The sequence below is a fragment of the Dactylosporangium sp. NPDC050688 genome (assembly GCF_040654515.1).
Lineage (GTDB): Bacteria > Actinomycetota > Actinomycetes > Mycobacteriales > Micromonosporaceae > Dactylosporangium.
In genome coordinates this window covers 36336-49382 of the sequence record NZ_JBFAIC010000010.1, presented here as the reverse complement: position 1 = coordinate 49382, position 13047 = coordinate 36336, and the positions used below count along the sequence as shown (strand labels likewise).

Genomic DNA, 13047 nt, shown 5'->3' with positions numbered 1-13047 from the left:
GCAGCTCCTCAGCGGCCCACACCGCCCGCCGGAAGTCGCCGGGATCGTCGCTGTGCAGCGCACGGTGGACGTGGTCGCGCCAGTCCGTCCTGGCGGTCAGGGCGTCGCAGACGGCGCCGAGCCTGGCCCGCTCCGCCGCTGACCAGGGGCATCGCGTCGGCCCGGGGCCCGGCTCCGGACCAGACGGTCTCGCCGGCGATGAACCGCCGCAGCGTGCCGACGACCCCGACTCGGCCGAGGTTCGGCGGGTGGTTTCCGGCGTGGACGAGGTACCGGTCGATGACGTGCGGGCCGTCGCCGTAGTGGGTGATGTCCGCCGACGGCCCGCCGGTGCACAACGCGAGCAGGATGCCGCCGGCACCGGCCAGCAGCGGCTCGTCGATCGAGCCGGGTGCCAGCGCGGCGCGCAGGTCGCCGGTGGTGGCCGCGAGGTGCGCGAGGTACTCGTCCATGACCGTGTTGCGGTACCCCTCGCGCAGCAGCCAGCCGCGGATCTCGGGGTCGGTGGTGCCGCGGAGGTGGTGCACGGCGTCGATGCGGCCCCAGCCCTCGACGCGCCGCGCGAGGTCGTACACGGCCCGGTCCGGGTCTGGCTGGCTGCGGTGCAGCGCCCCGGCCGCCACCAGCGTCAGGTCCTCAAGGGTGCCCAGCAGCAGCAACAGCTCGCGGTCGCGCCGGTCGCCGCCGATGCCGAGCAGGGCGATGCCGGTGGCAACCTCCTGCCTGCGGGTGCCGTGCCCGGCGAGGCGGACGGCGACCTCGCGCAGCCGGTCGGCGGGCAGGTCCCGGCCCCGCAGCCGCCGCGCGAGGGTGTCGGCGGGATGCCGGGGCTGCGCGGCGGCGTCGCGCAGCCGGCGGAACTCCTCCGCCGACGGAGGGACCCGCAGGACGTGCTCGAGGAGATCGGGCAGGACGGTCGGGGCGGGCGCATCACCGGCGGCCAGGTGGTGGGTGCGGATGCCGTCCATGACCGTGTCAGAGATCAGCGGCGCGGGGTCCGGTCGCCGGTCCTTCGCGTGCGGCCTGCTCCTGGAGGACGAGGTGCCCGGTACCGGGGCGCCGCCGTCAGGCCACGGGCCGGGTCCGTGCAGGGCCGCGAGCGCGAGCGCGTGGGCGGCGATGGTGGGCCGGTCGTCGTCGAGCGGTGGCAGCTGCCACCGGTGCGGGCTCATCGAGCCGGGCGGAGGCCGCCCTTCCGGTTGATCATGTGGCCATGATGCTGGATCGTCGACCGGCGTGCAACTGCGGCATCGGCAGGGGCGTCAGCAGGGGCGGCCGTAGTCGTACGGGAGGGCCTGCAGGCGCTCGACGGGGATGTCGCCGAGGATGAGGTACTTCTCGACGCCGTCGGGGACGACGTCGTCGGGGTCCATGAGGGCGAAGTACGGGTCGACGCCGCCGTTGGCCGCCATGTACGGGCGCGGGTCCTCGGCGTAGGTGACGAGGGCGCCGGCCTTGTCGGTCATGATGAGGCCGTACTCCTGCATGGCGCGGGCGATCGTGCGGGCGGCGGGGCTGCGCACCGTGCTGATGTTGAACGCCGGGTCGAGGCGGAACCGCTGGCCCTCGCAGGGGATGTCGGCGCCCTCGGTGTTGCCGTCGTTGCGGGTCGCCGGCCACGAGTTGCAGTCCTTGCGGGTGCGTACGGTGGCGATGTTGACGGCGTGGTCGATGCGGCCGCGGCGCAGCTCGTCGATGCGGATGGTGAACGCGCCCATCGGCAGGCCGGTCGCGGTGGCGCCGAGCGGGTTGGCGAAGATGCCGGGGTTGCGCGAGTAGTGCTCGATCTTGCCGCCCCAGCACGCCGACCAGTGCCCGGCGGCGTCCTGCTCGGCACGCCAGAAGTCCCAGTACGTGTCCGTCGACGGCTGGTAGATGGTGACGGCGGCGTCGGTGCCCTTGGACACGATGAGGTCCGCGGGTGTCGGCACCGCGGCGAGGCTGGCGGCGATGACCGGGGCGAGGTGCGGCAGGTTCAGGCAGTCGGAGAACGTCCACCGCTGCGTCGGGGTGTCCCGGCCGACGGTGAAGATCGGCGTGGAGTACTCGTCGGTGTTCACCGCCCACGAGCCGTAGTTGTTCACCTTGTCGAGGCGGATGTTCTCCACGACGGCGGCGGAGTTGGCCGCGAGCGGCACGTGCCGGGGCAGCTTCGTGTTCCACGGGCCGTGTTTGGCGAATCCGTTGGTCGGCCGCGCACCGTGCCCTGCGGCCTGCGCCGGTGCCGCGATGAGGACCGCCGCCGGCACGAGGGCCAGCATCACCAGTACCCGGGAGAACATGGACGGCAGCGTAGAGTGACGGGCCGGGATGTCACCGTCACGGGCGCCGCGGCACCGCCCCACCTGGCGCGCCCGGTGAAACTTCCACCCGCAGCCGGTCCCGGAGCCAGCCGAGCCCGAGGCGCAGCTTGGCGGCCGGGGCGGTCGCGGTGGAGCTGGGCCTGGACCGGTCCAACGCCAGCCGGATGATCGCCGCCACGGTCGCCGCGGGCCTGGTGACGAAGACGGTGTCGGCGCAGGACGCGCGGCGCACCGAGCTCGACCTTACCCCGGCCGGCGAGGAGCGCCTCGCCGCCGCGCGGGCGTGGCAGGAGGAGACGTTCGCCCGCATGGTCGCGGACTGGCCCGCCCGCGACGCCCGCCGGTTCGCCGCCTACCTCGTGCGGCTGGCCGCCGCCGGCACCCACCAGGGAGATGCGACATGACGATCGTGCTCAACCACACCATCGTGCCGGTCGGCGACCGGGTCCGCGGCGCGGCTGCTGCTGGGCCGTAGCCCCCGTCGCGGGCGTCAGCTCTGGGGTGCCTGCGCCGTCGGGTGAGGGCTGCGGAAGTACGCGTTGGACGCCGGCAGGGCGAGCAGCACCGCGGCCAGCACGATGCCGAGCATCGACACGCCCGCCAGGAGGACGGTGACCGGGACGTACCAGCCGGGCGTCAGCTCGCTGATCCTGGCCGTGAGCTCGCTCGACGAGACGCCGGTGCTGAGGCCCCTGGGCGAGCTCACCGAGCTGCCGCCGAGCACCCCCGGGGTCAGGCAGCACACGCCGGCCGGCGCCAACACCCAGACCACGATCCGCACCCAGTTGCGCGGCCCGCCGAGCAGCAGCGCCGGCACCGCGCACACCACCAGGACCACCGTGCCGGCGAGGACACCGGCGATCACCGCCCCGGTCGCCTCGTCGCCGCCGCGCATCCCGCCGTACGCGGCGATGGACGCCCTGCGCAGCTCGTCGAGCACCAGCAGCCCGAGCAGCGCGCTGAGCAACGGCAGCACCGCCGCGAGCCCGAGCAGCGAGCGAGCGGCGGTGACCGTCGAAGGTCTGGGCGTCACGGTGGCCTCCCGGATGTCGTCGGCCCCGAGCATTGTCGGCACCCGCCACGCCGCGCCGCATCGGGTCGCATTGCCGACAGGCTCCGTGGTACGGGCGTCAGGCGACCGTGACGAGTCCCGTCTCGTACGCCACGATCACCAGCTGGGCCCGGTCCCGTACGTCGAGCTTGGCCAGCAGCCGGCTGACGTGCGTCTTGACGGTGGCCAGGCTCAGGTTCAACTGCCCGGCGATCTCCACATTGGACTGTCCACGTGCGATCAGCGTCAGCACCTCCCGCTCCCGGCCGGTGATCCCGTCCAGCCGCCGGTGCGGCGGCGCCACGGTCACCGGCCGCCGCGCGAACTCCCCGATCAGCCGCCGCGTCACCGACGGCGCCAGCAGCCCGTCGCCGGCGGCGACGACCCGGATCGCCGCCAGCAGCTGCGCCGGCGGCGTGTCCTTGAGCAGGAACCCGCTCGCCCCGGCCCGCAGCGCCCCGTAGACGTACTCGTCGAGGTCGAACGTGGTGAGGATCAGCACCCGCGTCGCGGCCGTCGCCGGGTCCGCGCAGATGCGCCGGGTGGCCTCGATCCCGTCGAGCAGCGGCATCCGTACGTCCATCAGCACCACGTCGGGCATGTGCTGCTTGACGAGCGCGACCGCCTCGGCACCGTCGCCGGCCTCGGCGACCGTGGTGCAGTCCTCGCTCAGGTCGATCAGCACCCGGAAGCTGCCCCGCAGCAGCGCCTGGTCGTCGGCGACGAGCACCCGGATCACGCCACCACCTCCACCATCGCACCCCAGCACCCGGCTCACGCGGCGACCTCCACCGGTGCGTAGGGCAGGCGGGCCGACACCGCGAACCCGCCGCCGGCGCGCGGGCCTGCGCTGAACTCGCCGCCGTGCAAGGCGGCCCGCTCGCGCATCCCGATCAGCCCGTGCCCGGCGCCCTGCCCGCGGACCGGCCGGCGGCCGTCGTCGGTGACGTCGACGCGCACGTCGGCGGGGCCGACGGTGACGGCGACCCGGCATGTGGCGGGCGCGGCGTGCTTCACCACGTTGGTCAGTGCCTCCTGCACAATGCGGTACGCCGCCAGCCCCACCGACTCGGGCACCGCCTCCGGCGGCGCCGGGCCGGTCACCTCCAGCCGCACCTGCACGTCCCCGTAGCTCGCCTGCCCGGCGAGGGTCTCCAGGTCGGCGAGGCCCGGCGCGGGCGCATACGGCGTCTCGTCGCGCAGTATGCCCAGCGCCCGGCGCATCTCCAGCAGCGCGCCGCGGCCGGTCGCCTCGATCACCCGCAGCGCCTCTCTGGCCTCCTGCGGGCTCGCCTCGGCGACGTGGTTGCCGACGGCCGCCTTCACCACGATCAGGCTCATCGTGTGGGCGACGATGTCGTGCAGCTCGCGGGCGATGCGCAGCCGCTCGTCGGCGACCGCCTGCCGGGTCGCCTGCTCGCTCTGCCGCGCGGCGAGGGCGCGCCGCTCCCGCACCGTCCATCCGATCAGCCAGCCCGGGGCGGTCATCACCGTCCCGTACACCACGGCGCCGGAAGCGGACCACAGATCCCCACCGGTCGCCGCGAGCGCCGCGACGACGGCGGCGAGGCAGGCGGCCGCGATGGGCAGTGACCGCCGCAGCGGGGTCGCGACCGCCAGCATGTAGAAGGTCAGGGCGAGCGACACCGACGGCCCGGCCGCCGCGTAGTTGGGGATCACCTTGGTCGCCAGCGCGGCCGTCGCGGCGATGCTGACCGTGACCGCTGCCCCGACGGGGAACCGGCGCCGCACCGCGACCGGCAGCCCGATCACGGCGGCGGTCAGCCCCGTCACCCACCCCGGCTCGACCGTGCTGCCGTCCAGCGGTGACTCCTGCGCCGCGAAGCCGCACAACGCGACCCCGAACACGAGCGCGAGGACGGTGTCGATCGCGTAGAGGTCCATCGGCCGCAGCCGTCTGGTCAGCACGAGCACGTTCACGCCGTCGAACTTAGCCGCAGGCCGGGCCGGGTCGCGTCATTCGTAGGTCGGCCCGGCCGGGTCATCCTCGAGGAGGACGGATCGGGTCCGGGGCGCTGGGCGTACACCTCAAGGAGGACCGGATCGAGCGACCCGGGTCCGACGCGGGCGGCCCACGGCAGGCGGCAATGTCTGTGGCCATGACGACACCGACGGTGCTTCTCGACGACGTACGGGCCGTGTACGGCTCCGGCCCACGACAGGTGACGGCCCTCGCGGGTGTGACGGTGGGGTTCGACCGCGGCACGTTCACGGCGGTGATGGGGCCTTCCGGGTCGGGCAAGTCGACGCTGCTGCACTGCGCGGCGGGCCTGGACCGGCCCGCCTCCGGCGCGGTCACGGTCGACGGCATCCGCCTCGACGACCTGGACGAGGACGCGCTGACCCGGCTGCGCCGCGATCGGATCGGCTTCGTGTTCCAGGCGTTCAACCTGGTCTCGACGCTCACCGCCGCGCAGAACGTGGCGCTGCCGCAGCGGCTCGCCGGGCGGCGACCGGCCGACGACGACGTGACGGCGGCACTGGCCGCGGTCGGCCTGGCGGGCCGGGCCGCGCACCGGCCGAGCGAGCTGTCCGGCGGCGAGCAGCAGCGGGTCGCGCTGGCCCGCGCGCTGATCAGCCGGCCGGCGGTCGTGTTCGCCGACGAGCCGACCGGCGCGCTGGACAGCGCCACGTCCCGGCAGGTGCTGTCGTTGCTGCGGGCGCTGGTCGACGAGCACGCACAGACGGTGGTGATGGTGACCCACGACCCGGTCGCGGCGGCGTGGGCGGACCGCGTCGTCATCCTCGCCGACGGGCGGATCGTCGACGAGCTCGGCGGCGGGCAGCCGGTGACGGCCGAGCTGGTGGCCGCCCGGACCGCCGCCGTCGAGGCGGGCAGCGCCGGGACGGCGGCCGCGTCATGCTGAGGGTGGGGCAGGGCCGGCGGAGCGCGCCGCTGCGCACGGCGCGGCGGTTCGGGGGCGCGTTCGTCGCCGTCGCGGTCGGGATCGCGCTGCTCACGGCGGCCACGCTGCTGTTCGCGTCGGGGCGGGCGCTCGTGCCGGACCGGCTGGCCGGCGCCGCCGTCATCGTCCGCAGCCCGGCGGCGACGTCACCGGCGGACCCGTTCACGCCACCGGTGCCGTGGTCGTCGCGGGCGGCGGCGGACCTCGCCGCCCGCATCGCGGCGCTGCCCGGGGTGACGGCCGCCGTGCCCGACCGCACCTTCTACGTCCAGGCGGTCATCGACGGCCGCCCGTTCCCGGCCGGCGGCGAGCGGCAGGACGCCCGCGAGGGCCACGGCTGGTCCAGCGCCCGCCTCGGCGGGCTGCGCCTGGCCGCGGGTGCCGCGCCGCGCGGTCCGGGTGAGGTCGTCGTCGACCGTGCGCTGGGCCTGTCGCCCGGAGACCCGGTCACGTTGCTGACCGGTGCGGGGCCCGCGTCGTACACGGTGAGCGGCACCGTCGACGCGCCCGGCTTCCACGTCACCGACGAGGCGGCCGAGGCGCTCGCGCCGGGGGTCGACACCATCGGCGTGCTGCTCGACCCGGGCGCGGACCGCGGGGCCGTCGCCGCCGCGGTGCAGGCGGTCGCCGGCGGCGGGCGGGTCCTGACCGGCGACGCGCGGTCCGCGCTGGAGCCGCGCGACGACGCCCGCACCCGCTGGATCGGCATGCAGGTGCTGACCGCGGTCGCGGCGCTCGCGGGGTTTGTGACGGTGTTCGTGGTCGCGTCGACGTTCGCGTTCGCGGTCGCGCAGCGGCGGCGGGAGTTCGGGCTGCTGCGCGCCGTCGGCGCCACCCCGCGCCAGGTCCGGCGGATGGTGCAGGGCGAGGCGCTGGCGGTCGGCGCCGCCGGCTCGGTCGCCGGCCTGCTCGCCGGCGCCGCGTGCGCGCCGCCGCTGGGGTGGGCGCTGGTCGACGCCGGGTTCGAGCCGTCGACGTTCAGGGTGCGGTTCGTGCTGTGGCCGGTCGTCGCGGCGCTCACCGCCGGGCCGCTCGTCGCCCTGGCCGGGGCCTGGTCGGCGGCGCGCCGCGCGGCCCGGGTGCGTCCCGTCGAGGCGTTGCGGGAGGCGGCGGTGGAGCAGCGGCCGATGGGCCGGGCCCGCTGGATCGCCGGCCTGGCGCTGGTCGCCGCCGGGGTCGCGCTGGCCGTCGGGACGGCGACGTCCGGCAGTGCCCAGGACTCGGCGTCGTTCGCGCTGTACGGCGCCATGGCCCTCGTCACGGGGGTCACGGCGCTGGCGCCGGTGGTCGTGCGCCCGCTGGTCTGGCTGCTGCGGTCGCCGCTGCGGTCCCGGGGCGGCGCGATCGGCATGCTGGTGCGGGGCAGCGCGCTGACCGCGGCCCGGCGCACCGCGTCGACGGCGGCGCCGGTGCTGTTGACGGTCACGTTCGCGGTGCTGGTGTCCGGCACGGTCCGCACGTCGACGGGCGCTTACGCGGTGGGCCGGTCCGCTCGGGTCGACGCGGGCTGGGTCGTCGCGCCGGACCGGGCGCCCGGCCTGTCGGACGCGGCGACGGTGGCGCTGCCGGGCGCGGCGGTCCTGCCGACGACGGTGTTCACCGCGGCGGGCGGCGCTGTGCCCGGCAACGCGGTGGGCGGCGGGGGTGCGCCGCGGGCGTGGGTCGGGCTCGGTGTGGAGGTGGACGCGTTCGTCGCCGTGAGCCGGCGCCTCGAGGTGCGCAGCGGCGCGGTGACCGGGCTGCGCGGCGACGACACGGTGGTGCTGACCGAGTCCACGGCGGCCGCGGCCCGGGCGGCGGCGCCCGTCGTGTCCCCTGCGTCCCCCAACGTGTCCCCCGGTGTGTCCCCTGCGGTGTCCCCCGCCGTGTTCCCCGTGGTGTTCGCCGACGGGACGGTGGCGGCGTTGCGGGTCGTGGCCGTCGTCGCTGACGCCTCTGTCCCCGGTGACCTCGTCCTGCCCAGGGGCGTGGTGCGCGCCCACGACCCGTCGGCGTTGACGTCGGCGGTGTTCGTCCGGGACCGGGTCGACGTGCCGGCGGGGGCGGGCGCGCGGGTCGTCGACGTCGCCACGTGGGCCGCCGAGCAGGACAGCGCCGAGGACAGGCTGGTGTGGCTGTTCACGGTGCTGCTGATCGCGGTGTCGGCCGGGTACGGGGCCATCGCCGTCGCCAACACCCTGCTGATGGCGGCCGGTGGGCGGGTGGTGGACCTGCGGGCGGTGCGGCTGGCCGGTGCGACGCGGCGGCAGGTGCTGCGGCTCGTCACGGCGGAGTCGGCGCTGGTCGTGCTGATCGGTGCGGTCCTCGGTGGCGTGGTCGCGCTGGCGGCGCTGCTCAGCATCCGGGCCGGGCTCAGCGAGCAGGTCGGCGCGCCGGTCGAGCTGGTCGTGCCGTGGCCGGTCGCGGCCGGGGTGGTCGGGCTGTGCCTGCTGCTCGCGGTGACGGCGAGCGCGGTGCCTGCGGCACGGTTCCTGCGCGCCGCCCCGCCCCACGAACCCGGCTGACGCGATGCCGTGCAGCGGGATTCGCCGGCCGGTCCGGGTGCCCGCTCCCCGCGCGTCGCCGGCCGGACAGCTCCAGGACCCGGGAATCAGCCGGCGAACTGGTCGGCGAGGTCGTCCAGGTCGCGGATCGGCACGTCTCCCGTCAGCCCCCGCAGCGCGGCGACGCGCATGCCCGCGGCCCGGGCCGCGTCCACCCCTGGCTGCGCGTCCTCGACCACCAGGCAGTCCTTCGGGTCGACCCCGAGCAGCGCGGCCCCCGCCAGGTACGGCGCGGGGTCGGGCTTGCCGTGCAGCGTGTCCTCGACGGTGACCAGATGGCGGGCGGGGAGCCCGGCGGCGTGCAGGCGGACGGTGGCGAGACGGCGGTCGGCGCTGGTCACGACCGCCCACGGCAGACCGAGCTCGTCCAGGGTGCGCAGCAGCCGCGCCGCGCCGGGGAGGGCGGCGATGTCGGTGAGGTCGTCGTACTGCAGCTCCAGGTTGCGCTGGGCGGGGCCGCTGGTCGCCGTCGTCGACATCAGCCACGCGACCTGGACGGTGACGACGGCGGCGGTCGGGGGGACGCTGGACCCCGCGCCGGTCCACCGGCACCTGGGGTTGCCCGCGGAGGCGGTGCTTCCGGCGGTACGCGATGCGCTGCGGGACCTGCACGGGCCGCGGTTACGGGCGGTCGGGGTGGCGATCCCCGGCACGGTGCACGGGCACACCGTCGTGGAGGCGACCAACCTGCGCTGGCGCGGCGTCGACCTGCGCGGCCTGACGGACCTGCCGCTCGCGGTGGGCAACGACGCGTCCCTGGCCGGGGTCGCCGAGGCGCTGCGGGGCGCGGCCCGCGACGCGAGCGTGGCGCTGCACCTGACGGTCGAGGTGGGCGTCGGCGGCGTGCTGATCGTCGAGGGCCGGCCGGTGCTCGGCGCGGCGGGCGCCGGCGGCGAGTTCGGCCACCTGCCGTTCGGTGACCCGGCGCGGCACTGCCCGTGCGGGGCCTGGGGCTGCTGGGACCTCGAGGTCGACGGGCGGGCGATGGCCCGGCACGCGGGGCGGCGCGCCCCGAGGGACCCGCGGGCGTACGCCGAACGCACCCTCACCGCCGCCCGGGTCGGCGACCCTGCCGCGGCGCGGGCCTGCGGGGCGACCGCGGCGGCGCTCGGCCGCGGGATCGGGGCGCTGCTCAACGCGGTCGACCCGGCCGTGGTCACGCTCGGCGGGCTCGGCGCGGACCTCCTGGCCGTGGCGGGCCCGGCGCTGCACGACGGCGTCCGCCGCGGCGCGATGGCGTGGCGCCGCGACGACCTGCCCCCGGTCCTGCCGGCGGCGCTCGGCTCGACCGGACCTGCGATCGGTGCCGCGGAGAGCGCGATGGCCCTCGTCCTCACCGAGCAGCTGCTCACCCCGGCGCCCGCCTCCCGCGACCGCTGACGGAACCGCCGCCGCGACCCCGGCACCCCTCGGGGCCGGCTCAGGGAAATCCCTGACGCGACGCGTCGATGCCGAGTGCTAGCGTTACACGTGTAAGAAAGTTCTTACACATGAAGGAGCATCATGACGGCGAGTCCGCCCACCGGCGACGACCTGGTCGAGATGCTGGCGGCCCTGTCCAACCCGCTGCGACTGCGCATCGTCGCGAAGCTTGCCGGCGGCCGTGACTACGTGAGCCGACTCGCCCGGGAGATCGGCGTCAGCCGGCCCCTGCTGCACATGCACCTCCAGCGCCTGGAGGCCGCCGGCCTGATCGTCGGCAGCCTGGAGCTCTCCGAGGACGGCAAGGCGATGAAGTACTACGAGGTCGCGGACTTCGACCTGCACCTGACCGCCGCGACCCTCGCCGCGGCGGCCGAAACCCTCTCCGACCCTGACCAGGGTCCTCGAAGCAAGGAGCGATCCTGATGTATCTGAGCGCGGAAGAGATCACCTGGCCGGAGATCACGGCCTTCCTGGGCCTGCTGGTGGCCGTGCTGTTCCTGTTCGGATTCACCGTCGCGAGCTGGCTGGAGTACCGCAAGCTGAAGGTCGCCGGGCAGCAGCAGGAGGATCTGCGGCAGCTGGTGCGCCGCTACGAGCAGCTGGCGGAGAACTCGATGGACGCCCAGCAGCGCATCGCCACCGACGTCGCGGACCTGCGCACCCGTACCGCGTCGATCGAGACGATCCTGCGGACCGTCGAATGAGACGGGCGGTCGCGGTCCTCGGGCTGTGGCTCGTCGCCGGCTTCCTGCTACTGCCCCTGGCCGGCAAGATCGATGACGTCACGTCCAGCGATCCGGCGCTGGTCCTGCCGCAGGACGCGGAGGCGACCCGGGCGCTGCTGCGGGCCAGGGAGGCGTTCCCGGGCGTCGACACGCCGGTGGCGGTCGTCGTGTACGTACGCGACGGCGGGCTCACCGACGCCGACCGCTCCACAGTGGACGCCGACCGGGCGGTGTTCGAAGGGCTCGCCACCGGCCACGCGGTCGGGCCGGCCACGGCGAGCCGGGACGGGCAGGCGCTGCTGCTGTCGTTCCCGGTCGCGGACAAGGCCGTCGTCAAGCAGGTCAAGGCCGCCCTGACCGACTCGCCCGCCGGGCTGCGCGCCGAGGTCACCGGGTCGGCCGGGGCCCTGTCCGACTTCGACGACGCCGGCCAGGGCGCCGACGCCACCCTGTTCATCGCCGCCGCCGGGATCGTCGCGGTGCTGTTGCTGCTCACGTACCGCAGCCCGGTGCTGTGGGTGGTGCCGCTGCTCGCGGCGGTCGTGGCGAGCCAGCTGTCCTCCGCGCTGGTCTACCTCATGGGCCGGCACCTGGACGTGACGGTGACCGCCGACCTCACCACGATGATGACCGTGCTGGTGTTCGGCGCCGGCACCGACTACGCGCTGCTGCTCATCGCGCGGTACCGCGAGGAGCTGCACCTGCACCCGGACCGCACGACGGCGATGGCGGTCGCGGTGCGCCGCTCGTTCCCGGCGATCCTCGCCTCCGCGGCGACCGTCAGCGTCGGGGTGCTGTGCCTGCTGGCGGCGCGGATGAACGACATGCGCAGCTTCGCCCCGGTCGCCGCGACCGGCATTCTGGTGTCCTTCGCGGTGATGACGACGCTGCTGCCGGCGCTGCTGGTGCTGCTCGGCCGCTGGCTGTTCTGGCCGTTCGTGCCGCGCTTCGGCGACGCGCCGGTCGTCCGCCGGACGCTCTGGCACCGGGTCGCGGACCTGGTCGGGCGCCGCCCGAGGCTGCTGTGGACGCTCACCGCGCTGGTGCTGGTCGGGCTCGGGCTCGGCGTGTCCGGGCTGCGGCTCGGGCAGAGCACGTCACAGATGTACACCACCGAGGTCGGCTCCGTCGCCGGCCAGCACCTCATCGACCGGCACTCCGCCGCCGGCGTGTCGTCCCCGGCGCTGATCGTCGCCGCGGCGTCCACTGTGGACGGTGTGGTGGCCGCGGCCAAGGGCACCGGCGGCGTGGCGGACGCGACGGCGACGGGCCGCTCCACCGACGGCCGCTGGGTGAGCGTCGCCGCGACCCTCGCCGACCCGCCGGACTCCCCCGCGGCCAGAGCCACGATCGACCGGCTGCGGGCCGCGGTGCACGCGGTGCCGGGCGCCGGCGCGCTGGTCGGCGGCGAGACCGCGACCGCCGTCGACGTCGGGCGGGCCTCGGAGCGCGACAACCTGGTCGTGGTGCCGCTGATCCTCGCCGTGGTCCTCGGGGTGCTGATCCTGCTGCTGCGGGCCCTGGTCGCGCCGCTGCTGCTGGCCGCGAGCGTGGCGGTGTCGTACGTGGCCGCGATGGGCCTGTGCGGGCTGGTCTTCCAGGCGCTCGGGTACCCGAACATCGTGCACGGCATGCCCCTGTACGCCTGGCTGTTCCTGGTCACGCTCGGCGTGGACTACACGATCTTCCTCATGACCAGGGCGCGCGAGGAGGTGGCGACCCGCGGCAACCGCGACGGGATGCTCACCGCGCTCACCGCCACCGGCGGCGTCATCACCAGCGCCGGGCTGGTCCTGGCGGGGACGTTCGGGGTGCTCGTGCTGCTGCCGTTCGTCGCGGCGGTGCAGATGGGGCTGATCGTCGCACTCGGCGTGCTGCTGGACACGTTCGTGGTGCGCACGCTGCTGGTGCCGGCCCTCGCGATCGACGTCGGGCCGCGGCTGTGGTGGCCGAGCCGGCACGCCGCGCAGCCGGCCGCACCACCACCCACGAGGGTGACCGCCGGGATATCCGGCTGAGGACCCGTGTCGCGGCGCCGGACCCCCGGGTGCCGCGACACGGCCGTCTGCCCCT

Annotated in this window: 13 protein-coding genes; 7 read left to right on the top strand and 6 right to left on the bottom strand. The window is 75.6% G+C overall.

The genetic code is table 11. The features are described from left to right. Positions 1-8 precede the first annotated feature (8 nt). A complete protein-coding gene (locus tag AB0H83_RS12320; RefSeq protein ID WP_360091209.1) occupies positions 9-1172 on the bottom strand; it encodes a hypothetical protein in 1164 nt (387 codons plus the stop codon). 90 nt (positions 1173-1262) lie between these two features. Continuing rightward, positions 1263-2282: a hypothetical protein gene (locus tag AB0H83_RS12315; protein WP_360091206.1), complete on the bottom strand. Its 1020-nt coding sequence runs from the start codon at positions 2280-2282 to the stop codon at positions 1263-1265. 128 nt (positions 2283-2410) lie between these two features. Between AB0H83_RS12315 and AB0H83_RS12310 the strand changes: the two genes are divergently transcribed. Next, the gene (locus AB0H83_RS12310) at positions 2411-2707 is read left to right on the top strand and encodes a MarR family winged helix-turn-helix transcriptional regulator (protein ID WP_360091203.1); all 297 of its coding nucleotides are present in this window, start codon (positions 2411-2413) and stop codon (positions 2705-2707) included. Between the two features lie 86 nt (positions 2708-2793). On the opposite strand, the gene AB0H83_RS12305 is transcribed toward AB0H83_RS12310, so the two are convergent. The 3 genes from AB0H83_RS12305 to AB0H83_RS12295 form a co-directional block, all read right to left on the bottom strand. Beyond that, positions 2794-3369 carry a hypothetical protein gene (locus AB0H83_RS12305; protein ID WP_360091200.1) on the bottom strand — a complete coding sequence of 192 codons (576 nt, stop codon included), beginning with the start codon at positions 3367-3369 and terminating at the stop codon, positions 2794-2796. A gap of 64 nt (positions 3370-3433) precedes the next feature. Beyond that, entirely contained in the window at positions 3434-4093 is a 660-nt protein-coding gene (locus tag AB0H83_RS12300; RefSeq protein WP_360091197.1) for a response regulator transcription factor, read from the bottom strand. Between the two features lie 35 nt (positions 4094-4128). Then, positions 4129-5295 (bottom strand): sensor histidine kinase, encoded by a 1167-nt coding sequence (locus AB0H83_RS12295; RefSeq protein WP_360091194.1) that lies wholly within the window; start codon positions 5293-5295, stop codon positions 4129-4131. Positions 5296-5474: 179 nt separating this feature from the next. On the opposite strand from AB0H83_RS12295, the gene AB0H83_RS12290 reads away from it, so the two are divergent. Together AB0H83_RS12290 and AB0H83_RS12285 are read left to right on the top strand one after the other, a co-directional pair. Continuing rightward, entirely contained in the window at positions 5475-6242 is a 768-nt protein-coding gene (locus tag AB0H83_RS12290) for an ABC transporter ATP-binding protein (protein ID WP_360091191.1), read from the top strand. Continuing rightward, the gene (locus AB0H83_RS12285; RefSeq protein WP_360091188.1) at positions 6236-8785 is read left to right on the top strand and encodes an FtsX-like permease family protein; all 2550 of its coding nucleotides are present in this window, start codon (positions 6236-6238) and stop codon (positions 8783-8785) included. Before AB0H83_RS12290 ends, AB0H83_RS12285 begins: the two co-directional genes overlap by 7 nt. A gap of 86 nt (positions 8786-8871) precedes the next feature. Here the strand turns inward: AB0H83_RS12285 and AB0H83_RS12280 are convergent, their stop codons facing one another. Next, a complete protein-coding gene (locus AB0H83_RS12280) occupies positions 8872-9303 on the bottom strand; it encodes an HAD-IA family hydrolase (protein WP_360091185.1) in 432 nt (143 codons plus the stop codon). Here AB0H83_RS12280 and AB0H83_RS12275 point away from each other — a divergent pair. The 4 genes from AB0H83_RS12275 (at position 9266) to AB0H83_RS12260 (ending at position 12992) form a co-directional block, all read left to right on the top strand. Then, positions 9266-10204, top strand: coding sequence for an ROK family protein (locus tag AB0H83_RS12275; protein WP_360091182.1), 939 nt, complete (start codon positions 9266-9268; stop codon positions 10202-10204). The genes AB0H83_RS12280 and AB0H83_RS12275 overlap by 38 nt on opposite strands. A gap of 123 nt (positions 10205-10327) precedes the next feature. Further along, positions 10328-10672 (top strand): winged helix-turn-helix domain-containing protein, encoded by a 345-nt coding sequence (locus AB0H83_RS12270; RefSeq protein ID WP_360091179.1) that lies wholly within the window; start codon positions 10328-10330, stop codon positions 10670-10672. Further along, positions 10672-10953, top strand: a complete 282-nt coding sequence (locus AB0H83_RS12265; RefSeq protein WP_360091176.1) for a hypothetical protein — start codon at positions 10672-10674, stop codon at positions 10951-10953. The genes AB0H83_RS12270 and AB0H83_RS12265 overlap by 1 nt, the downstream gene beginning before the upstream one ends. Further along, a complete protein-coding gene (locus AB0H83_RS12260; RefSeq protein ID WP_360091173.1) occupies positions 10950-12992 on the top strand; it encodes an MMPL family transporter in 2043 nt (680 codons plus the stop codon). Before AB0H83_RS12265 ends, AB0H83_RS12260 begins: the two co-directional genes overlap by 4 nt. Positions 12993-13047: the final 55 nt, after the last annotated feature.